At 64.7% G+C, this 21425-nt stretch carries 22 protein-coding genes and 2 pseudogenes; 12 read left to right on the top strand and 12 right to left on the bottom strand.

Going from position 1 to position 21425, the window contains the following annotated elements; all coding sequences use genetic code 11:
- The 9 genes and pseudogenes from ABB55_RS30105 to ABB55_RS28320 form a co-directional block, all read left to right on the top strand.
- Window positions 1-145: pseudogene (locus tag ABB55_RS30105) on the top strand (IS3 family transposase); the annotation flags it as partial.
- Window positions 146-220: 75 nt separating this feature from the next.
- A pseudogene (locus ABB55_RS29395) lies at window positions 221-619 on the top strand (conjugal transfer protein TrbE); the annotation flags it as partial.
- A complete protein-coding gene (trbJ, locus tag ABB55_RS28350; RefSeq protein WP_054362438.1) occupies window positions 616-1380 on the top strand; it encodes a P-type conjugative transfer protein TrbJ in 765 nt (254 codons plus the stop codon). The pseudogene ABB55_RS29395 and the gene trbJ, both read left to right, overlap by 4 nt.
- 10 nt (window positions 1381-1390) lie before the next feature.
- Window positions 1391-1762 (top strand): putative entry exclusion protein TrbK-alt, encoded by a 372-nt coding sequence (gene trbK-alt / locus ABB55_RS28345; protein ID WP_054362437.1) that lies wholly within the window; start codon window positions 1391-1393, stop codon window positions 1760-1762.
- A gap of 4 nt (window positions 1763-1766) precedes the next feature.
- Window positions 1767-3122 carry a P-type conjugative transfer protein TrbL gene (gene trbL / locus ABB55_RS28340; RefSeq protein ID WP_054362436.1) on the top strand — a complete coding sequence of 452 codons (1356 nt, stop codon included), beginning with the start codon at window positions 1767-1769 and terminating at the stop codon, window positions 3120-3122.
- Window positions 3122-3805: a conjugal transfer protein TrbF gene (gene trbF, locus ABB55_RS28335; protein ID WP_054362435.1), complete on the top strand. Its 684-nt coding sequence runs from the start codon at window positions 3122-3124 to the stop codon at window positions 3803-3805. The genes trbL and trbF overlap by 1 nt, the downstream gene beginning before the upstream one ends.
- Entirely contained in the window at window positions 3802-4830 is a 1029-nt protein-coding gene (trbG, locus tag ABB55_RS28330; protein WP_200912149.1) for a P-type conjugative transfer protein TrbG, read from the top strand. The genes trbF and trbG overlap by 4 nt, the downstream gene beginning before the upstream one ends.
- Window positions 4831-4901: 71 nt before the next feature.
- On the top strand, window positions 4902-6035 hold the full coding sequence (locus ABB55_RS28325; RefSeq protein ID WP_196490234.1) for a TraB/TrbI/VirB10 family type IV secretion system protein: 1134 nt from the start codon (window positions 4902-4904) through the stop codon (window positions 6033-6035).
- A gap of 1 nt (window position 6036) precedes the next feature.
- A complete protein-coding gene (locus tag ABB55_RS28320) occupies window positions 6037-6270 on the top strand; it encodes a DUF2274 domain-containing protein (protein WP_054362432.1) in 234 nt (77 codons plus the stop codon).
- A 35-nt stretch (window positions 6271-6305) separates the two neighbouring features.
- Here ABB55_RS28320 and cynS read toward each other — a convergent pair whose 3' ends face one another.
- The 6 genes from cynS to ABB55_RS28290 form a co-directional block, all read right to left on the bottom strand.
- The gene (cynS, locus tag ABB55_RS28315; RefSeq protein ID WP_054362431.1) at window positions 6306-6791 is read right to left on the bottom strand and encodes a cyanase; all 486 of its coding nucleotides are present in this window, start codon (window positions 6789-6791) and stop codon (window positions 6306-6308) included.
- A gap of 89 nt (window positions 6792-6880) precedes the next feature.
- The gene (locus ABB55_RS28310; RefSeq protein ID WP_054362430.1) at window positions 6881-7579 is read right to left on the bottom strand and encodes a cysteine hydrolase family protein; all 699 of its coding nucleotides are present in this window, start codon (window positions 7577-7579) and stop codon (window positions 6881-6883) included.
- 83 nt (window positions 7580-7662) lie between these two features.
- Window positions 7663-8253 carry a TetR/AcrR family transcriptional regulator gene (locus ABB55_RS28305; RefSeq protein ID WP_054362429.1) on the bottom strand — a complete coding sequence of 197 codons (591 nt, stop codon included), beginning with the start codon at window positions 8251-8253 and terminating at the stop codon, window positions 7663-7665.
- 27 nt (window positions 8254-8280) lie between these two features.
- On the bottom strand, window positions 8281-9228 hold the full coding sequence (locus tag ABB55_RS28300) for a LysR family transcriptional regulator (RefSeq protein ID WP_054362428.1): 948 nt from the start codon (window positions 9226-9228) through the stop codon (window positions 8281-8283).
- A 161-nt stretch (window positions 9229-9389) separates the two neighbouring features.
- The gene (locus ABB55_RS28295) at window positions 9390-10232 is read right to left on the bottom strand and encodes an SDR family oxidoreductase (RefSeq protein WP_054362427.1); all 843 of its coding nucleotides are present in this window, start codon (window positions 10230-10232) and stop codon (window positions 9390-9392) included.
- Complete coding sequence (locus ABB55_RS28290; RefSeq protein ID WP_160321338.1) at window positions 10225-13584, bottom strand: strawberry notch-like NTP hydrolase domain-containing protein; 3360 nt, start codon at window positions 13582-13584, stop codon at window positions 10225-10227. The genes ABB55_RS28295 and ABB55_RS28290 overlap by 8 nt, the downstream gene beginning before the upstream one ends.
- Window positions 13585-13942: 358 nt before the next feature.
- Between ABB55_RS28290 and ABB55_RS28280 the strand changes: the two genes are divergently transcribed.
- A complete protein-coding gene (locus ABB55_RS28280; protein ID WP_054362425.1) occupies window positions 13943-14629 on the top strand; it encodes a ParA family protein in 687 nt (228 codons plus the stop codon).
- Window positions 14626-14952, top strand: coding sequence for a hypothetical protein (locus tag ABB55_RS28275; protein ID WP_054362424.1), 327 nt, complete (start codon window positions 14626-14628; stop codon window positions 14950-14952). Before ABB55_RS28280 ends, ABB55_RS28275 begins: the two co-directional genes overlap by 4 nt.
- Here the strand turns inward: ABB55_RS28275 and ABB55_RS28270 are convergent.
- From ABB55_RS28270 to ABB55_RS28260, 3 genes are all read right to left on the bottom strand, one after another.
- Window positions 14949-15182 (bottom strand): hypothetical protein, encoded by a 234-nt coding sequence (locus ABB55_RS28270; protein WP_054362423.1) that lies wholly within the window; start codon window positions 15180-15182, stop codon window positions 14949-14951. The genes ABB55_RS28275 and ABB55_RS28270 overlap by 4 nt on opposite strands.
- Window positions 15183-15303: 121 nt before the next feature.
- Window positions 15304-15690, bottom strand: a complete 387-nt coding sequence (locus ABB55_RS28265) for a hypothetical protein (RefSeq protein ID WP_200912148.1) — start codon at window positions 15688-15690, stop codon at window positions 15304-15306.
- Window positions 15691-15772: 82 nt separating this feature from the next.
- Complete coding sequence (locus tag ABB55_RS28260) at window positions 15773-16024, bottom strand: hypothetical protein (protein ID WP_058539788.1); 252 nt, start codon at window positions 16022-16024, stop codon at window positions 15773-15775.
- Window positions 16025-16258: 234 nt separating this feature from the next.
- On the opposite strand from ABB55_RS28260, the gene ABB55_RS28255 reads away from it, so the two are divergent.
- The gene (locus tag ABB55_RS28255; protein WP_054362420.1) at window positions 16259-16528 is read left to right on the top strand and encodes a hypothetical protein; all 270 of its coding nucleotides are present in this window, start codon (window positions 16259-16261) and stop codon (window positions 16526-16528) included.
- Between the two features lie 3 nt (window positions 16529-16531).
- Here ABB55_RS28255 and ABB55_RS28250 read toward each other — a convergent pair whose 3' ends face one another.
- The 3 genes from ABB55_RS28250 to ABB55_RS28240 are packed head-to-tail and all read right to left on the bottom strand — an operon-like array spanning window position 16532 to window position 21185.
- Window positions 16532-17572 carry a hypothetical protein gene (locus tag ABB55_RS28250; RefSeq protein WP_196489957.1) on the bottom strand — a complete coding sequence of 347 codons (1041 nt, stop codon included), beginning with the start codon at window positions 17570-17572 and terminating at the stop codon, window positions 16532-16534.
- 45 nt (window positions 17573-17617) lie between these two features.
- Window positions 17618-20596 carry a Tn3-like element ISMpo10 family transposase gene (locus ABB55_RS28245; protein WP_054362419.1) on the bottom strand — a complete coding sequence of 993 codons (2979 nt, stop codon included), beginning with the start codon at window positions 20594-20596 and terminating at the stop codon, window positions 17618-17620.
- 4 nt (window positions 20597-20600) lie between these two features.
- Entirely contained in the window at window positions 20601-21185 is a 585-nt protein-coding gene (locus tag ABB55_RS28240) for a recombinase family protein (protein WP_010339849.1), read from the bottom strand.
- Between the last annotated feature and the right edge of the window lie 240 nt (window positions 21186-21425).

Genomic DNA, 21425 nt, shown 5'->3' with positions numbered 1-21425 from the left:
CCGCCGATACCACGAGAGCCTAAACAACGTGACGCCCGCAGACGCCTACTTCGGCAGGGCACCAGCCATCATCAAACAACGCGAAAGGATCAAGCGACAGACCATTGAACATCGGCGCTTGCAACACCGTAAGCTCGCCGCCTAAAACCCAACAACAGACGAGGCCCGCACTCCGCTAATTTACGCCGCGACCTGTGCCAAATGTTCTGACGACGGACAGCTTTCCGACATCGACGGCTCGGCGATCGCGCCAGCCATCATCGAAAGCTGCCAGACCCGGCTGCTACTGCCGAACGAGCGCGCGATCGAACCGCAGATCACGGCGATATATCAGCGCTTCGGGCTCAATTCGCGCCAGATCGAGATCCTCGCGCGGGCGATGCCCAAGCGCGACTACTACTGCCAGTCCCGCCGAGGCAATCGCCTGTTCGAGCTGGGCCTGTCCGACGTCGCGCTGGCGCTCTGCGCCGCCTCGTCGAAGACCGACCAGGCCGCCATAGACCGCATCGTCACCGAGCATGGCCGCAAGGGATTCCTCGCCGCCTGGCTGCGGCTGCGCGGCGCGACATGGGCGGTCGACCTCATTCCCGACCTCACCAACCTGGAGAGCCTGCCATGAAACTGCGCATTCCCCGCGCGGCGATCACCGCCGCCGTCCTCGCCATCCCTTTGTCTGCGTCGCCGGTGCTAGTCGCGCCGGCCTCGGCGCAATGGATCGTCTACGACCCGACGAACTACGTTCAAAACGTCCTGACGGCGGCGCGTTCGCTGGAGCAGATCAACAACCAGATCACCTCGCTCCAGAACCAGGCCACCTCGCTGATCAACCAGGCCCGCAACCTCGCGAGCCTGCCGTTCTCCTCGCTGCAACAGCTCCAGCAATCGGTCCAGCGCACCCAACAGCTTCTGCAGCAGGCGCAGCGCATCGCCTACGATGTCCAGAACATCGATCAGGCGTTCCGCACCAATTACGGGGCCGGAAGCGCCTCGATGAGCGCGTCCAATCAGCAGCTCATCGCCCAGGCGAAAGAGCGCTGGAACAACACCGTTTCCGGCCTTCAGGACGCCATGCGCGTCCAGGCCGGCGTGGTCGGCAACATCGACACCAACCGCACCCAGATGTCGGCGCTGGTCGGCCAGAGCCAGGGCGCCACCGGCGCGCTGCAGGCCACCCAGGCGGGCAACCAGCTTCTCGCACTCCAGGCCCAGCAGCTCGCGGACCTGACCGCCGTCGTCTCGGCGAACGGCCGTTCCCAGGCGCTCGCCGAAGCCGAGCGGTCGGCGGCCGCCGAACAGGGCCGCGAGCAGCGCCGCCGTTTCCTGACGCCGGGCTCGGGCTACCAGCCCGGCAACGCGCAGATGTTCCAGAACGGCAACTGAGGGCGCGACGATGGACGGAAAGATCCTCGCGCGCATCGGCGCCATCTTCTTCGTGACCTTCGCCGTCACCGCCACCGCCATCGAACTCGCCCGCAAGGACGAGCCGCCGATCTACCGCAGCATCGCGGTGCCCGCGGAAGCGGCGGCCGATCCGCTGAAGGCAAAGCTGCGCCGCTGCCAGCGGCTCGGCGAGGCCGGCACCAGCGACAGCGAGTGCCTGCAGACCTGGGCGGAGAACCGCGACCGCTTCCTCACGCCGTCGCAGCCGGCGCCGCAGGCGCCCGGTCCGCAGGACATCCCGCAGAATCCGCCGGTCACGCGCGAGCCCATCGTCAAGGAGCCCGTGCCGGCCGTCGACTCCCACACGAACGAGGCGCGCTGAGATCATGGGCGGCACCGGCGTCATCGACCACTTCCTGGAAGTTTTCACCCGCTACATCGACGGCGGCTTCGGGCTTCTCTCCGGCGAAGTTGCGTTCATCGCCACGACGTTGATCGTGATCGACGTCACGCTCGCCGCGCTGTTCTGGAGCTGGGGCGCCGACGAAGACATCATGGCGCGCCTGGTGAAGAAGACGCTGTTCGTCGGCGTCTTTGCCTACCTCATCGGCAATTGGAACAACCTGGCCCGCATCATCTTCGAGAGCTTTGCTGGCCTCGGCCTGAAAGCCTCCGGCACCGGTTTCACCGTCGCCGACATGATGCGGCCCGGCCGCGTCGCCCAGACCGGCCTCGATGCCGGCCGGCCACTGCTCGATTCCATATCCGATCTCATGGGTTACTGGAGTTTCTTCGAGAACTTCATCCAGATCGCGGTGATGCTGCTCGCCTGGGCGCTGGTGCTGTTGGCCTTCTTCATTTTGGCCATCCAGCTCTTCGTGACGTTGATCGAATTCAAGCTCACCACGCTGGCGGGCTTCGTGCTCATCCCGTTCGGGCTGTTCGGCAAGAGCGCCTTCATGGCCGAGCGTGTGCTTGGCAACGTCATCTCCTCAGGTATCAAGGTGCTCGTCCTCGGCGTCATCATCGGCATCGGGTCGAGCCTGTTTTCCGAATTCACCGCCGGCTTCGGCGGGGCAACACCCACCATCGATCAGGCCATGGCCATCGTGCTCGCGGCGCTGACGCTGCTCGGTCTTGGCATCTTCGGTCCGGGCATCGCCAACGGTCTCGTCTCTGGCGGACCCCAGCTCGGCGCGGGCGCCGCCATCGGAACCGGCCTAGCCGCGGGCGGCATGGTCGCCGCAGGCGCCGCCACGGTTGGAGCGGTGGCGTCCGGAGGAGCCGCGCTGGCAGGAGGCGCGGCCGCCGCCGCTCGCGGGGGCGCCGCCCTCGCGGGCGGCGCTTCCACCGCCTACAGCCTGGGCGCCGCAGGGCAGTCGGGCGCCTCAGGTGTGGCCAGTGGCCTGGGCGGCGTCGCCCGGGCCGCCGGTTCCGCTGCAACATCGCCGCTCCGCCGCGCCGCTGAACGCTCGACCGAAAGCATGCGCTCCAGTTTCTCGGAGGGCGCCAAGTCCGCCTTCGAGGCGACCGGCGGCTCCTCGACCATGGGCACCATCGGCGGCGGCTCAGACGAGGCCGCGCCCGCCGCCGGCAATTCAAACACGCCGCCCGCCTGGGCCCAGCGCATGAAACGCTCCCAGCAGATGAGCCACGCCGTTTCCACCACCGTCCATGCCGTCCGCAGCGGCGACAGCCATGGCGGCGGCTCTTCCATCAACCTCTCTGAAAGCGACCGCTGATGTTCCGAAGACCCTCTACGCATTACGGAAAGGCTCCCGAGCCCGAGACCCCTTATCAGCGCGCCGCCCAGGTTTGGGACGACCGTATCGGCTCGGCCCGCGTCCAGGCGAGGAACTGGCGCTATATGGCCTTCGGATCGCTGTTCCTCAGCGCCGGCTTCGCCGCTGCGCTGGTCTGGCAGTCAGCTCGGGGAACCGTCGTGCCATGGGTGGTGCAGACAGACCGGCTCGGCCAGGCGCAAGCGATTGCGCCTGCGACCGCCGACTACCAGCCGACCGATCCGCAGATCGCCTTCCACCTGGCGCGCTTCATCGAGCAGGTCCGCTCGATCCCAGCCGACGCGATCATCGTCCGCCAGAACTGGCTACGCGCCTACGACTTCACGACAGATCGCGGCGCGGCCGCACTCAACGATTACGCGCGCTCGAACGATCCCTTCACCAAGGTCGGCCGCCAGCAGATCGCCGTCGATGTCTCGAGCGTCATCCGTGCGTCGCCGGACTCGTTCCGCGTCGCTTGGACGGAGCGCCGGTATGAGAACGGCCAGCTCGCCGACACCACGCGCTGGACCGCGATCCTCACGATCGTCGTCCAGATTCCCCGCAATGCCGACCGGCTGCGGGCCAATCCCTTGGGGATCTACGTCAACGCAATCTCATGGTCACGGGAGCTGGGGCAATGACAAAGCCGTATTTCCGTAAAGCCGGAAGGCCGGCTTTGCGCATTCAGACATTTGCGGCTTTGCTGCTGTCGGCGACGGCGCTCGCCGGCTGCGCCACCGCGACGCCGCCGCCGGAAATCAGCTACGACGACGCTCCGGCCGCCGTGCAGACCGTCGATCCTCCCGCGCCGGTCCGGGTCGTCGAGCTGCCGCGACCGCTGCCGCTGCCCGGTCAGATGAAGCCGGTCGAGGAATCGCGCCGCGCTCCGGAGCCGGCCGATCCCACCGCGCGCGTCAACCAGGCCAACGCCGCCGCCCGTATTCAGCCGGTGCGCGACGGCTTCATCAACTCGATGCAGGTCTATCCCTTCACGCAAGGGGCGCTCTATCAGGTCTACACCGCCGTCGGGCAGATCACCGACATTGCGCTCCAACCCGGCGAGCAGCTCGTCGGCTCAGGGCCGGTCGCGGCCGGCGATACGGTCCGCTGGATTATCGGCGACACGCAGAGCGGCGCCGGCGCGACGCTGCAGGTCCATATCCTCGTCAAGCCGACGCGCGCGGATCTGATGACCAACCTGGTCATCAACACCAATCTACGCACCTACCATATGGAGCTGCGCTCGACCGAGCGGACCTATATGGCCTCGGTCTCGTGGCAGTATCCGCAGGACCAGCTCATCGCGCTCCGCAGGCAGAATGCCGAGGCGCAGGCCACCCAGCCGGTGGCCACCGGCGTCGATCTCGCACGGCTGAACTTCCGCTACGAGGTGACCGGCGACCGTGCTGCATGGCGGCCGCTGCGGGCCTATGACGACGGCCGGCAAGTCTTCATCGAATTCCCACGCGGCGTCGGCCAGGGCGAGATGCCGCCGCTGTTCGTCGTCGGCCCGGAGGGCAAGACGTCGGAGCTGGTCAACTATCGCGTCCGCACCAACTACATGATCGTCGACCGGCTGGTCGCCGCCGCCGAGCTGCGGTTCGGCTCCGGCGACAATCAGAAGCGTGTCCGGATCACCCGCACCGACGGGAGGCCGGCGTCGTGAGCGAAGACCGGAACGAGGGAGAGGATGCGGCCGCGCCGCTGACCGGATCGGCGCCCGAAGCGGCAGCGCCGATGCGGCTGCGCGCGGATGCGCCGCGCGTGACGCGGCTGTCGCGCAAGGTGCTCGCCGGGCTCGGCCTGGTCGCCAGCCTCGGGATCGGCGGTGCGCTGGTCTATGCGCTCCAGACTCGCAACGGCGGCCGGGCGCCGGAGGAGCTTTATTCAACCGACAACCGCAACACGGCGGATGGCCTCCAGGGCCTGCCGCGCGACTATAGCAGCGTGCCGCAGCTCGGCCCGCCGCTGCCGGGCGACCTCGGCCGGCCGATCGTCAGCGCCCAGAACCGCGGCCAGCCCGTGCCCAATCCCGGCGTCGCCGCTCCGCAGCCCGGCCTCAGCGCCGAGGAGCAGCGCCGGCTCCAGGAGATCGAGACCGCCCGCACCAGCCGTCTGTTCGCGGCGGCGGAGGCGCGCAATGCCGCGCCGGTCACGGCGAACACGCCGAACCAGGCGCCACCGGACCTCGCCAGCCTCGGGCTCGCGCCGCCGCCGGCAACGCCGAGCGCCCAAGATCGGCAGCAGGCCTTTCTCAACGCGCCGGTCGACCGACGCACTGTTGCGGCCGACCGCATCGCCGCGCCGGCCTCTCCGAATATCCTTCAAGCCGGCGCCGTCATCTCGGCCGCTCTCATCACCGGCGTTCGATCGGACCTTCCGGGCCAGATCACCGCCCAGGTCACCGAGAACATTTATGACAGCCCGACAGGCCGGATCCTCCTGATCCCGCAGGGCACGCGCGTGATCGGCCAGTATGACAACAACGTCCAGTTCGGGCAGAGCCGCGTCCTGCTCGTGTGGAATCGGCTGATCTTTCCGAACGGCCGCAGCATCGTGCTGGAGCGCCAGCCCGGCGCCGACGCCGAGGGCTATGCCGGCCTGCAGGACGGCGTCGACTATCACTGGTGGGATCTCGCCAAGGCCGCCGGTCTCTCGACGCTCCTGAGCGTCGGCGCCGAACTGGCCACCAATGATGACGACCGGCTGATCCAGGCGATCCGCAACGGCGGCCAAGACACGATCAACGACGCAGGCCAGCAGATCATCCGGCGGCAGCTCAACATCGCCCCGACGCTCACCATCCGACCCGGATTCCCGGTCCGGGTGATCGTAACCCGTGATCTTATTCTCGAGCCCTACGGAGGCTGATGTGACCAAGTTGAAACTCGGCATGATAGCCGACGACAAGCCCGTGAAGGTGACGGCGGAATTACCGGCGACGGTCTATCGGGATCTTGTCGCTTACGCTGAGGTTCACGGCCGCGAGACCGGCCAGCCGGTCGCCGATCCAACACGTCTGATTGCGCCTATGATCGAACGCTTCATCGCGACCGATCGCGGCTTCGCCAAGGCACGTCGCGCGCGGCACGTTACTTCCTCTTGATCGTCGGCAGGGCCCAAGGGAGCCCCGGCGAACGATCATTCGGGTTCCTTATAGCCATATTCGGGAATGCCTTGCTCGCTTCCGTAGTAGCGATAGGGAAGAAACTTGCCCGACATTCCGATCTTCACTCGATCACCTTTTGGATTCGGCTCACGCTCGAACGTGATGTCGAAATCGATTGCGGACATAATGCCGTCGCCGAACTCGTCCTCGATGAGTGCCTTCCACGCGGGGCCGTTGACCATCACCATTTCATAGAAGCGATATATCAGGGGGTCCGTCGGCGGCATGGGCATGCCTCGATATGGCACCTCGTTCAGCATACGCTCTTCTGCCTCCGACAGGCCGAACAGCGCCGCAGCCTTCTTCGCGAGCGGTTTGATCAGCTTCATCTGCCCGAGCAAAGCGCCGATGATCAGCACCTCGGACACACCACCGATCTCTCCGGTGATGTGTTTCCACGACCAGCCTCGCTCGCGCTTGATGTCCAATATCTTTTCGGTCAGTTCCTCACGCCTCATCGATCCGTTCTCCTTCTTTGATGATCGCTAACGGGATGCGGTCCCGGCAATGCCGGGACCACAGGGACATGTGCGCAGGTGCGGGCGTCTCAGCCCTTCAGTTGTGAGACGGTTTCCGCGGTCGTCCAAAGGCCGTGCGCGAGGAACCGGAAATTCACCAGGGCGGCGAGGTAGCCGTCGCCCTCCGGAACGCGAGGGCCGGCTGTCGCATCGCGAACGACCACCACTTCGAAGCCCTGTTCGATCAGTTCCCGCAAATGCGCTTCAATGCACAGATTGGCGGCCATGCCGGCCAGGATGACTTGTGACACACCTTGTTTGCGCAGTTGGAGAATGAGGTCGTTCGTCTCGGGGCCGTAGACCTTGTGCGGCGAGGCAATGATGGTTTTGCCGTCGTGGATGTACTTTTTGTAGTCTTCGAGGAAATCCGCGCCCGATCCCTCGAATTCCTCCACGGTAAACTGGCCTTTGCGACCAAACATGTTGATCGCATGCATGGTCTTTTCCAGTGGACCGCCAAACTGCCAATGATGGTCACATGGATAGTAGAAGTGGGGCGAGATGGCGACGGTGATATCCGCTGCCTTCGCGGCTTCGAACAGTTGGCCGATGTGCGACACGGTGTTGTTCTCGACAACGCTCTCGCCGAAGAACGGCCAGCTCACACCGCTGGGATGTAAGAAGTCGTTCTGCGGATCGATCACCACGAGGGCAGCTCGCTTCAGGTCGAGCTGAAACGTGCTTTTTGGAAGCACCGGATTTTCGGGATCTGCGTAGAGTTCAGTCATGATCTTCTCCTTTCAGAAGAGGAAGGCGCCATCTGCTGGCGACGTATTAAAGTGACTGGTCGTCTATTAATACGACACGATTTTCACGCGAGGAGCCGAGGCAGGGCAACAGTGCCAAATCGCCTCAGAGCTCTTCCGCTTTGCTCGACCTTGGCCACCATCACCGCGCCCTCGAAGGCCTCGATGAGCGTCGCCGCAAGGTCCTGGGGTTCGCGCGCGAGGGGAAGCTCTCCCGCTTCGCTCGCGGCCGACAGGCACTTTGCAAGGGCGGCTGTCCAAGTCCTCAGGAGAGCTTTCAGCTTTGATCGTGCAATCGAGCTCTGCGCCGCAAGCTCAAGCGCGAGATTGCCGATCAGACAGCCAAACGTGAATTTCTGTCGCTCATGATACTCAATCAACTCCGAAAAGTGTCTCTCGACGCGCTTTAACGGGCTAACGAAATCGTCTTCCAGGATGGACACGTAATTGGATTCGATTGCGCGCCAGTATTCATCGAGTATCGCTGCCGCGAACGCATCCTTGCTTTCGAAGTAATTGTAAAACGATCCCTTCGGAACTCCGGCAGCGGCAGTAATATCCTGCACGCCACAGCCGTTGAAGCCAAGGCGATGGATGATTTCTGCGCCTTTTTCGATGAGGCGCGAACGAACTTCTGGATTCGGTGGACGTGGCATGACGTTAATAAATGACCAGTCATCTCGTTATGTCAACCGTTGAATGGCCTCTAGGACCGTTGAGGACCGCCGCTGGTGCGTTTTTGCGATCGATGCGCTAAGGTCCAGCAGACGCTTAAGCGCGGGATTGACGTTGTTTGTCGACCAAACAACGCTTGAGTTGAACACCTCGCCCCCTTCGGCAAGCGGAACGAAGATGACCGCGGGATAGGAGGCGCCCTGAGTGGAGGTCGCAGCCAAGGTCACGCCGAATCCCATGCCCACCATGTTGAGGAGGTTCTCGCGGCCAACCCGCTGCACCGAGATCCGCGGATGAAAACCCAAACCGGAAAGCTGCCGCACGATGATCGCCTCGACCTCAGGCCCGTGAACGTCCGCTGCGACAAGGAATGTCTCGTCGCGGAGATCCTCCCAATTGACGCCGACGCGTGCCGCCATGGAATGGTGCTTTGAAACTGCGACGTATAGAGGTTCACCCCAGAGATGCATCGCCTGGCAACCGGGAAGACGCGGCTCGCCGGGAATGAATGCCGCGTCGAGCCGACCGCTTAGCACGCCGGCGGCAGTCGCCTGCGCCGTCGCCTCTTCGATCTTTATATCGATGTTCGGAAACCGGAAATGGAACGCCTCGAGCACGTCGGCCAAGAAACCGCTGGCGAGCGAGGCCATCAGCCCGATTTTCAACTCCCCAATCTGGCCTCGTTTCTCCATGCTTAGGCTGCTGACAGCTTGGCGAATGTGTTCAGCGCCAAATGCAGCCTCCCGTATGAAGCGCTCGCCGGCTGGCGTCGGCCGCACTCCGCTCCTGCTGCGTTCGAAGAGCGGCACGCCCACCCTGCGTTCGAGCAACTGAATTCGACGGCTGACCGTCGACTGCGAGAGATTCATCGCATCGGCCGCACGGCGGAAACTTCCGTGTTCCGCAACCAGAATCGCGTAGCGGAGAAAGCGGAGGTCAAGAGCCAAGTCAGGCATGCCCCCCCCCGCCTGCCCGCCGATGCAGTGGCCGGCCGACGCTCAGCCGCGACCTGCGCAACAGGGAATGACTGCGCATTTCCGCCGCCGCGAACCGCGGGACGGCGCCAATTATGCGGCTACGATGCTCGTGGAGAAGCGACACTCGCATAGAGAAAACACTACTCAGAAAGATCAGGCCCGAACATCGCCCGCATCTGTGCCAAATAATGTTCCTCCGAGGTCATCCATCGCAATTGTGCGAACAACGCGGTATCGGGGCCCGCCGGAAAGCGCAGCCGATCGCCCTCCTCCGTCGCAGCAGCGAAAACAGCCTCGGAGACTTCGCTCACACTCGTGAACGCGGTTGGATAGTCTTGCAACTTGGCGAAATAGCGTTGCGCAAAGGCGTCGTATGGCGGTGGTGTCAGTCCCTCAATGCGATTGGCGCTGTTCGTTCTGAAATTGGTCGTTGGTGCAAGGCCTGGTTCTACGATCCGCGCCCGGATGCCAACCAGGCCCAATTCATACGAAAGCGCCTCAGTGAACCCTTCAACAGCACACTTGCTGGCCGTATACACGGCAACGAACGGCATCGGGGCGATCGCCGTGCTGGAGGTCACATTGATTATCACACCACCCGCATGCTGGCGCATATGCGGGATTGCCGCTCGGCAGACCGCCATCACCCCGAAAGTGTTTGTTTCAAACATCTCCCGAATTACGGTGTCAGGCGTAAACTCGAACGCGGAAAGCAAGCCGATGCCCGCGTTGTTGACCAGCACATCAATCCGTCCAAAGGCGGCGACGGCATCGGCGAGAGCCTTAGAAATGCTTTCAGCGCTGGTCACATCCAGCGGCAGGACTTTCAGCCGGTCCCCGGGCTTGTCGAACACGCTTTCGTCAGGCGCCCGCATTGTCGCAACGACGTTCCAACCTTGATCGAGAAAGAGCTGTGCGGTCGCCTTCCCATAGCCTGAGGAAGTTCCGGTAATCAGTATAATGTGGAGCTCCACATTAGACATATTCGCGTGGCGACAGGTCGATTTCGAGGTCTGCCCGCTCGTCGGGGCTGAGCTCCCCGAGGCGACGGTTGAGGATCGATTCCGCGGTCGTGACGAGCTGCAGCACCACCGATTTGCCATCGGCGAGGTGTTCCTCGACCGCGGCGATGACGGTCGGCATCTTCAGGCTGAGAAGGACCTGGCCGAAGAAGCGCTGCTTGGTCGACTCGAAGCGCGAGCGGGCGGACGCCTTGGCGCCGCTGTTGAGCGTCGCGTTCTCGAGGGAGTCGACGACGGCGGTCAGCTCCAGCGCCTGTTCCATGTTGCGGTGGATGATGCCCCAGGCATCCGCATAGGTGTCGTAGATCCTGATCTGGTCGGGTGTCAGCGCATGCTTGAGGATGTCGTACTCGACGCCGGCGAAGCTGAGCGCGCGCGCCATGTAGAGGCCGGTCGCCTTGAGGTCGCGAGCGACGAGCTCCATGGCGGCGATCCCGCCCTTGCGGATGCCGCTGATGAACTGCTCGCGGTCGGCGAAGGCGGTCTCCGGTCCCCAGAGGCCGAGCCGGACGGCGTAGGCGAGATTGTTGACGTCGGAGGCTCCGGTCGCCGAGGCGTAGAGCACGCGCGCGCCGGGCAGGTTATTCTGGAGCAGCACCCCGCAGATGCCCTGCTGGGAACCCTTTTTCGCGCCGAGAGCGCCCTCCCCGCCTGCGACGCCGCCCATTTCGTGTGCCTCGTCGAAGGCGATGACACCGTCGAAGTCTTCGCGTGCCCAATCGATGAGCTGCTTGAGCCGGGTGTGATCACCCCGAGCAGAGCGGAGCGCCGGATAGGTGACGAAGATCACGCCCTGGTCGAGCTTGACCACCTCGTCGATCTTCCAGCTGGTAAGGGGCTGGATGTCAGCCGTCATGCCGCCCAGCGCGGTCCAGTCCCGTCGGGCATCCTCGAGGAGGGGCTCGTTCTTGGTGATCCAGATGTGGCGGCGGCGGCCCTGCAGCCAGTTGTCGAGGATGCAGGCGGCGATCTGCCGGCCCTTCCCCGCCCCGGTCCCGTCGCCCAAGAAGAAACCCTTGCGATACTCGCGGCCGTCCTCGGACAGGTCCAGTCCGACGCCCTCCTTGCTCGGGCGGAACCGGCCCGGGATCATCTGGGTCCAAGCATCGCCGGCGTAGACGACTGTTTCGAGCTGCGAGGCCGACAGCAGACGCTCGGCAACCGTCCGCTCGGGCAAGCGCGGGACATGATGGGGGATTGGCGCGGGGATCGAGCCCATGGCCACGGACTCGACCAGTGCGGTCGGATGCTCGCCGGCGGTGGTGAACACGAGGCGGCTCGGCCGATAGGGCAGGGAGACGCCCGTCTGTCCGAGAAGCGGCGCCGGGGTTTCCAGCGGCGTGAAATCGACGGGGAGAACCTCGTTGCGGACGGGGGCATGATAGGCGCGCGGTTCGGCAGGGCGCGTGCTCTTCACGGCACGGAACAGTGAGGTCGTGCCGGTCTTCCGGACAGGAGCCATTGGCACGTCCGTTTTCGGCTTCAGCCGGTCGACGATCGTCACCGCGTCGAGGATCTCGGCGACCGACGAGCGCTGGATCGTCGAGGGGATCGTCGTGCCCGGTGCCTTGTCGATGACGTAGAGGCGGACCGCGATCGAGGTGCCGTGCTTCGTGTAGCACTTTTCGAGGCGGATCGAGGTTCGGACCGCGACATCGCGCAGCGTGGAGTCGAACAGGTCACGCAGACGCGCGCTGGGGCCGTACCAGTCGGGCATGATCGCGACAAGCCGTCCTCCGGTGCGCAGGCGGCGCAAGGCTGCCTGTAGGTGGCGCACGGCCGCGAAGTCGTCGGCGCCGCGGCCGAGCGAGCGCGAGAACGGCGGGTTCATCAGGACCAGCGTGGGACGCTCGGACGATGCCATCAGCGACGTCAGCGCTGCGCCGTCGTAGCCGGTGATCGGCGCGCCGGGAAAGCTGTGGGCGAGCCGTGCCCGTCGAGCCGGGTCGAGTTCGTTCAGCTGAAGCGTGACGTCCTGGCGCAGCTGCGCGACGAGCAGGCCGTTGCCGGCGCTGGGTTCGAGGACGACGTCGCCTTCCTGTGCGTTCGCCAGGAGCACGGCCAGAGCGGCGATGTCTGCCGGTGTCGAGAACTGCTGCCATTCGAGCTGCTCCTCGCTCCGGACAGTCTGGGTGGGTAGCGCCGCCATGAGCCGGATGGCGTGGGCAACATCGGGCAAGGCGTGGAGCGCGTGGGGGACCGTCCGCAGGTGGACGGCGAGCGCGTGCTCCAGCACCTCGAAGCTCTCGCGCTGGGTCCAGCATCCCTGCGCGTCGGTGCCGCCATAGGCCTTCGTCATGGCCTCATTGAGGGCGGCCCGCGTGATGCTGTCGCCGGCGCGGAGTCGATCCTGCAGCAGGAGCGCGGCGCTTCGGTCGGCGTTCTCGGCCGTCGAGAATAGGTCGGTCATGGGGGTCTCCTGGATCGGCCGCCCAAACGGCAGCATCATCCACTCGACCCCCCCTCCCCTTTCCTGCTCGCGATCGAGGACGATCGCCCAGTCCTTGATGCGCCCTGGTGGTGGCGCTCGCCGGATGTTGAGCCGGGGACGTGCATAGTGAGCCTCTGCGCGTACGGCAGCGGCTTCGCCCTCCGGATCGTTATCCTGTGCGAGTAGAAGATTGGCGAGCGCCGACGGCAGGCCGAGATGATCGAACCGTCGAGCGCCGAGGGTCGCCCAGCAGGGCACGCCATGCAGGATCGTGAAGGCCGCGGCCGTCTCGAACCCCTCCGCGATCGCGAGCGTGTCACCTTGCAGCGGTCGTCCCTGCCACGCCCCCTGCCCCGGTTGTCCAAGCATGACCTTGCACTCGTAGTCCGCGGTTGCCGGGTCGAGGAAGATGCGCTGGAAGGCGACGAGCCGATGTCCCTCCCTCACGCCGACCAATAGGGCGGGCTTGAAAACGGTACGTCCCTTGGGTCCGAGCGGGCATCGCGGATGGAAGCGGAGATCGGCCGGTCCTGCGACGATGTGGCGTCGCTGCAAGTAGCGCTCGCCGAGCGTCTGCATGACGTCGCGGGCCTGTTCCCAGAGACGTTCGACGTTCCCGGTTCCGCGGCGTATGTCGGCCTTCGGGGGCTCGAAACGCCTCGTCACCGGGATGCGACGAATCTCGCGCAGGACGTCCTCTGCCTCGCAGCCCGCAAAGCACGTCACGAGGATGCCGCGATCTCCCTGGCGTAGCGACAGGCTCGGGGTCCGATCGACGTGGGCTGGGCATCGGCATGTCGCAACATAGCCGTGCCAAACTCCACCGAGCGAGCCGACGATGTCGACGAGTTCCTGGCTTGGTTTCAATGCGGTATAGGGCATCTTTTCTGCTCCTTCGCTATTCTGCACCCCCTCCCCTCGCTCCGGCCAGTGGTAGACTATGGTACCAAGAGAAGGCCTAAGCATCGCAGCTGAACCGCTCGGAATGCTCGGCATGCCCGAGCGGTGCATAGCGGTGGCTACCATATTCTAGCGTAGCGCTGCCATGCGGTGGCTGGGGTGGCATAGCCCTGCGTAGCATTTAGTACGCCTTAGTAGCGTATCCTATCCATGCCCTGCCATGTATAGCGTTGCCAAGCGATGTGTGGTCTGGCATGGCGTAGTCAGGGCGGGCAATCTCCCCGCCTGTCGTGTGAAGGCTGCGCCAGTGTAGCGCAGCGATGACGAGGAAGGCTGGAGCATGCCAGTAATCAGCTTTGCAAGCCCCAAGGGCGGGGTAGGTAAGAGCACGTCGGCGTTGGTGCTCGCCAGCGGTCTCAGCCAAGCCGGGGCCTCGGTGACTGTCATCGACGGCGACCCGAACCGAACGCTTGAGACGTGGGCGAGCGAGACGTCTGATCCTGGATTCGAGTGCCGGACACTCCCGTCAGACAACGCGATCATCGACGAGATCGAGGAGGCGGCAGCCTCCAGCCAGTTCGTCATCGTCGATCTGGAAGGAACCGCGAACTTGGCCATGTCTCGCGCGATTTCGCGGACCGACTTGGTCATCATCCCGCTGCAGGCGTCGCCGGTCGACGCACGACAGGCGAGCCGGGCGATCAAGCTGGTGGTGGATGAGGGGAGGGCGCTTCGCCGCGAGATCCCGTATCGCATGCTGTTTACGCGCGTGAACCCTGCGATCGCGACGCGCGACGAGAAGGAAATCAGGTCGCAGTTTCGGGGCGCGGGTATCCCGACCTTCGAGACCGCTCTGAACGATCGCGCGGGGTTTCGCGCGATGTTCACACACTACCGCTCGCTCTGGAGCCTCGGCGACGATCAGGCGACCGGGCTGGACAAGGCGCGCATCAATGCCACCGCCTTCGTGCAGGAGGTCGTGACGGAAATCAGACGGCAGAACGCTGTCGTGGAGCAGACGGCATGAGCAACGGCATCAAACTTGGGCTGGACGATCTCTCGGACATCCGGCCGAACACCCGGGCTGAACGCAGCCGAACGGATCAGCGCCGAGACGCGGCTGCGGTAGATGACATCGGGCGCGAACACGGGTTCTCCAAGCCGTCCGCGCCTGCGGCATTGCCGCGCCGGCAGAAGTCGGCTTATGCGGGCGAGCAGCTCCACCAGGTCAGCGTCAAAGGCCCGGTGAGCGTGATGGGGCGCTTCGTCGAATACTGCGACCGGGAGCGGCTGCCTTACTGGCAGGCCATCGAGAAGCTGATGGACCTGGCTGAGGGAGAGGAACGCTAGGCGGCGGGCAGCGACGCCACCACTTCGCCGATCAGGTAGAAGGCGTCCGGAAGTGCGAAGAAGGCGTCGACGCGCGCGTTCTCGTCATCGGGTGCCTCTGTGCTTCCGAGCAAGGCTGACCAGCGATCGTCCACGAACCCCAGCAGCGCCGCCCATGCGGAGCCGTGGTCCGGGTGGACCGACAGTTCGTCTTTGTCGCCGAAGGTGATCATCAAGAGGTGTAGCGACATCGCAAGCTCCTGCGAGCTGCGCCGGGACCGGAGCCTCGGCGGGTGAGGGCAGGGGCCGCGGGACGCAACTCCCGCTTGCCCGATCCTCTCGATCCCTCTCACCTCTTTTATGATTCTGCGCTCAGCGCAGAAGAACCGATGCTACTTGCGAATAGTTGCGCGGATGTATCCGGTCCCGCGTCTCAAAACGGTTCAAGTCGACCGTCTCGTCCCCGAAGCGAGCGGCAACCGAGCTGACAGTATAAGCCTGGGGTCTTGCATAAGGCAGCAGCCAAATGACTCGGCGAAAGCAGAGGCTGGTGCGGATCTTCGTGAGTTTGGTCGCGAGGGCGGCGCCGGCCGGGTCGTTTGATCCCATGGCGAAAACACAGGCGCCATAGTCTTTGCCCGTTTTCCTCCAGGTGAGGATCTGCGCCGCTGTAGCACGCTCGACGGCCTGCACGTCGCATTGCTGGGCATAGCGCCGGTTGATCGCCTGACCGGCACCGACGCCGGTGCTGTCGCCCAAGATAAGGCACTCGAACATAGGAGGCTCCCGCTCGCCTAGATTGTACGACGGGATGGTGCGTCAGGCCAAGCGAAGAACGGCGTCAGCTGAGCGCCTCCTGCAGCTCGGAAAGGTCGGCGTCGATGATGGCGTAGAGATCGTCGCTGTTGTTGCGGAAGAACTGGTCCGCGCGCGCCTCGGGCTCGATAGGGGAGGGGGCTCGGCCGAACCGGCGTTCCCAGCGTCGGTCTACGAACTCCATCAGCTGCCGCCACGCCTGCGCTTCGGTCGCGTGGAGCGTGACCTTCCGAACGCCCTCGAAGATGATGACGAGGACGACGACGCCGGGGTTCATCAACAAACCGCCTCGGCAGCTCGGCGTGCGGACGTGGGTCGGCGATCCGATCGGCAGGACGTGCGAAGCCGTTTATCGACCATTAGCTTGCGGTATGCGAGGAACTTGCGTCACTTTCGTTGCGGTGGGGGGTTAAGCATATCCTCACCATGCTGTTGTAAACAGATAGGGTCCGTTCGGAACCGGCCAAGGGTCGGAGACATTAATCACCCGAGGCGGGCTACGAGGCTGATCATGGCGCACCTGACCCAAGTCGAGTTGATCAACTGGATAGCACTCTACACCGCCACGGGGCTGTGCTGCGCGATCGCGATGGTCCTCTCCGTCTCGGTCGCCGGAATCCGTCTGTATCGCGAGCGGTCCTGGGAGGAGATGCGGTCCGTGCGTGGCGCCGTGCTGTTCCTGCCGAAGACCTGGTGGCGCTGGCAGAAGCTCTACCTTCTGTCGACCCCTGTGACGCTCGGGATCGTGGTCTCGTTCGGCATGAGCCTGAGCTGGAACTGAGCCTCAGAGATCGAGAGCACTCGCGATCAGATCGCCCACGCGGTCCTTCTCGACATCCGTGGGCTCGATCGTCAGGAGTGGTCCAAGGAGCCGCATACGCGGATGCGTCGTCGCCTTGGACGTCAGGTAGTCGTCGTCGCTGAAGCCCATCGCTTCGACCACGAGCTGTTTGATCTCGCCAGTCAGGCGCGAGCGTGCCTCGAGGAGGAAGTCGGGTCGGCATGAGCCCTGGGTCGTGAGGCGGTCAAAGACGGGCTTCTCGATCGCGAGATCCACTCCCCCGGCGTCCAGTAGCCGGCGGGCCTTGAACAGCTCGCGAAGGACCGACCGTTCGAACTCGGAGTCGACCGGGATGAAGCGCTGACCGGAGAAGATTGGTTGAGCGTAGGCGCGAAGCGGTGCGTAGCCGTGCGCCTCGGGATACTCGCCCGCGACGATCATCACCAAGAACGGCCCCTTGATGAGGTTGCCGCGCACGGAGGGCGACTGCACGCGGTTGGCGACGTGGATCGCCTCGGCCCCGGGGACGTCGACGACGTGGCCCCGGACGTGTGGCGAGAACAGCGCCATGAAGCCCTGTGGCGCGTGTCCGCTCGGCCACGATTTCGCGAGCTGGCGCAGCATGGCGTAGGCTCTACGGCTGTGAAGCGCATTTGCGTGGGTCCAGAACGCTCGGCCGAGCTCGATGCCCGGCGCGATCTCGATCTTGGTCGAGGCTCTGCCGAGCGCCTCGAACTCCAGCTTGATCGAGGCGGTTTCGTATTCGTGCGCGACGGGGGCCACCTTGTTGGTGCCGGCAGCGTCGATCAGGCGCCACAGGAGCCGCGCTAGGCGCGGAACGGAGGCATGGCGGGTGCGATCGTCGCTGGCATCTTCCTCGGGCCTCTGCGCCAGTTTCTCCGGGGCTGGGCGCAGCACCTCGAAATAGCCGGTGGGTGGATCAGCAGGCGTCTCGCGAGAGCGGATCTCGGTGATGCGGTGCGTGACCTGGTCGCGGAAGAAGGGGCAGTCCTCGCGGTGCTCCGGCCGCTTGGTGCTCGTCAATCTCCGCAGATAGGGGTCGGTACACAGAACGGACCCAGATATACGCTAAGGTTTTGCCGTGCCTTCGACGGCGCGCATCTGGCGAAGCGGTCTGAGCGCGGTGGATGGCGCATCGGGATCGGTCCAGAGGTAATCGCCGGTGAGATTGATATGCTGCCAACCGAGCGGTGATAGGTGTTGCAGCAGGTCCGGCGGGACCGGCCGGCCGAGGTTGGCGAGATGCATCCGGGCGGCTTGCAGGTAGGTCGTGTTCCACAGGACGATGGCACCGGCGACGAGGTTCAGCGCGCTCGCCCGATGGCTTTGGGCTTGCAGCGCATGATCGCGGATACGGCCGATGCGATGGAAGAAGATGGCGCGTTTCAGGGCATTTTCCGCTTCTCCCTTGTTGAGTTCGCGGGTGGCGCGGCGACGCTGTTCGGGCTGCTCGATCCAGTCGAGCGTGAACAGGGTACGCTCGACGCGACCGATCTCGCGCAACGCCAGTGCCAGGCCGTTGGCGCGTGGATAGGAGCCGAGCCGTTCCAGCATGATCGAGGCGCTGACGACGCCTGTGCGGATCGAGGTTCCCAGTCGCAGCACGTCGTCCCAGTGTGCCTCGATCAGACCTTCGTCGATGCGGCCCGCGACCAGCGGCGCAATATCGGGGCCGGGTTCGATGCCGTTAAACAGGTGCAAACGGCGTGCGGCGATATTCGGGATACGCGGCGCGAACCGGAACCCAAGCAGATGACATAGCGCGAACACATGGTCGGAGACGCCCCCGCCATCGACGTGATGCTCTTCGATGTGCAGATCGGCGCCGTGGTGGAGCAGCCCGTCGAGCACCTGTGCCGCCTCGCTCGCCGAAGCGGAGATAACTGTGGAATGGAACGGCGCGTAGCGATCCGAGACGTGGCTGTAAAAGGAGACAGCCGGCTCTGTCCCCTTGTGCGGATTGACTGCGCCGGTTGCCTGGGCGCGGCGGTCGAGCGGAAAGTTCTGACCGTCTGAGCTGGACGAGGTGCCGGACCCGAACAGCGCGGCCAGCGGCGCGGTGTGTTGGGCGTCGACAAGCCGGGCGAGCGCGCGACCGTAGGTTTCCTCGCGCAGATGCCACGAGGCGAGCCAACCGAGTTGGCGCTGGGTCACGAGATTGCAGGCTTCCGCCATGCGCGTATGGCCCAGATTGGTGGCATCGGCGAGCACCGCCGTGAGGATCGCACGTGGTTCATCCGCGGCACGGCCACTTTGCAGATGCGTGAAGCACTGGCTGAACCCGGTCCATCGATCGACTTCGGCAAGAAGGTCGGTGATGCGGATCGCGGGCAGATGCGCATAGAGCGGCGCAAGGGCGGTATCGGATTCCTCGGGAGTAATCGCCTTCAAGGGCGAAATCCGCAGCCTGCCCAAGCTGAGCTGCACGTCTTCCAGCGCGTCCGTCTCCGCCTTTCGCTCGACCTCGGCCAATCGACGGGCGAGGCGGGCGCGTCGTTCGGCCAGCCAGATATCGGCCGTATCCGGTGCCGGTATCGGCAAGGGGCCGGCCGCGCGCATGTTGGCGAATACGGGGGCAGGAATGAGTTGCTGCTCGACAGCACGATAGCGTCGGCTTCCCTCGACCCACATGTCGCCGGCGCGAAGCCGGTCGCGAAGCTCGACCAGCACGCACAATTCATAGATCCTGCGATCGGGAATGCCGGTGCCGATCGCCCGACGCCAAGCTTGCCGGATGAAGCCGACTGGCGTGCCTGCAGGCAATTTGCGCAGATGACCAAAATGAAGGTCGCGCATGATCGCGCCCGCTCGCGCGAGCGCATGGCAGGCTGGCACCGCCCCGAATGTGAACGAGGCGATGAACGAGGGACCGACCTGTCGGAGGACGGGGTAATTGGTCGCGGCGACCGCGACGGGATCGACCGAATCGGGGCGGATCAGCTTGCGGGCTTCATCGACCTCGCGGCCGAGATCATTCCATCCGATCGCTGCCTCGACCGCAGCGCCGATATCGCCACCTGATATCTTGGCGGCGAGCAAGGCAGCGCCGAGTTGGGCAAGCAGCCGGATTTTGCCGTTGATGGTGCGCCGGTTGCGCTTGAGTGTCGTGTCCGCGCTGTTCTGTTCGCGCCGGAACATCTGCCCAAGCAGGCGATCGAACATCAGCACCGCATCGTCGGTGAGGGTAACGATGGTTTCGAGGATGGTCGCCACCAATGTGGCGCGACGCCGCGTCGCTTGCAGCGTCCGAACATGTTGCGCGGTCAGCCGCACGCCTTCCTGGCACAGGCGTCGGAGGCGCTCGGGATGGACGCCTACGGCGATATCCGGATCGATCCCGATGGCCCGAAGCAGTGTCAGTCGCTCGATGATGGCGGCGAATGTCTTTCGGCCGGGCTTGCCGGGTGACTGCCGCACCCAGGCCAGATCGCTCAAGTTCGTGCCTGTGTGGGGCAGGAGAAGCGCATCGAGCAGCCGGCGCTGTCGAGCATCGAGTCCTCGGGTCAGATGCTCGGCGACATGGCGTTCGGCATCGAGCAACGCCTGTGCGACCATCCGCTCGACCGAACTGATGCCCGGCACAATGATGCGCCGTCGCCGGCACTCATCCAGCATCACGCGCGCCAGCCTAGCCCCGCTGGTCGTCGTCAGCGCGATCGGCAGGAGCCATTCCTGCAACGTCGTTCGCAGCGGCCGACTGAGCGGCATGAAGCCGAATGCATCGCGCAGTGCATCGAGCTGTTCGTACCGGGTCGGGCCGCGCGTCGCGTAGTCGGCCAGCACCTCGGGTCCGACCTGCAATTGCTCTGCGACGAACGCGAGCGGCGTATCAGGGATCAGTTCACCGGGTCGCAGGAAACGGCCAGGATAGCGCAGCGCGCAAAGCTGGATCGCGAAACCCAGCCGGTTATGCGGTCGCCTCCGGCGGACGATGATGGCCAAGTCGTCCCGGCTCAATGTCCAGTGCTGGACGAGCAGGGTTTCGTCGTCGGGAAGCGCGAGCAACGCCGCGCGTTGCTCGTCCGACAGGACGGCGCGACGCGGCATCGGCTTAGACCTTGGCCGGTGCGGTCCAGCCGATCCGGGCAAGCGTGCCGAGAAGGGTCGAACGCGGCACCTTGAAGGTCCGGCAGACGGACGCCTTGCTGGCCCCGCCATCCAGCGCGGCGGTGATCCGCTCGAGCGTTTCGGCGTCGATCATCGGCGGGCGGCCACCTTGGCGTCCCCGGCGTTTGGCAGCAGCCAGTCCCGCCATCACCCGTTCGCGCGTGAGCGCACGCTCATATTGTGCCAATGCACCGAACAGCGAGAACAGCAATTCGCCGTGCGGCGTGGTCGTATCCATCTGCTCGGTCAGCGACCGGAACGCGATGCCGCGCGCCTTCAGATCGGTGACGATCGTCAGCAGGTGCGGCAGCGAGCGTCCGAGCCGGTCGAGCTTCCACACGATCAGTGTGTCGCCCGCGTTCAGATAGTCGAGGCAGGCTTTCAGGCCTGGTCGGTCGTCGCGCGCGCCGGATGCCTTGTCGGTATGGAGATGCCGATGATCGACCCCGGTTGCGACGAGCGCGTCCCGCTGGAGATCGACCGTTTGGCGGTCATCGGTCGTTGACACCCGCATATATCCGACCAGCATGTACGACAAACCCTCGAAAGCATGTTTTCGAACACCCTATCAAAGCGACAGGGTTTGTCGATCGTTATGGGCTGAGGCGGGTATGGTTCGGCAAAAGCGCAGGTCCGGAGCGTCGCCTATCACCTGTTTGCCGTCACGCGTCTGCTGTCCGTATGGACGCAAGTAGAAGGCACGCTGATGCCGCAAGAAGCACCAGGTCCTTCAACAGGAACTGTCCGGTTCCGGCCGAAATCGCCGGGA

Source organism: Prosthecodimorpha hirschii, assembly GCF_001305515.1.
Classification (GTDB): Bacteria; Pseudomonadota; Alphaproteobacteria; order Rhizobiales; family Ancalomicrobiaceae; genus Prosthecodimorpha; species Prosthecodimorpha hirschii.
The sequence above is the reverse complement of the archived record's forward strand: the minus strand, read 5'-3'. Positions and strand labels throughout refer to the sequence as shown.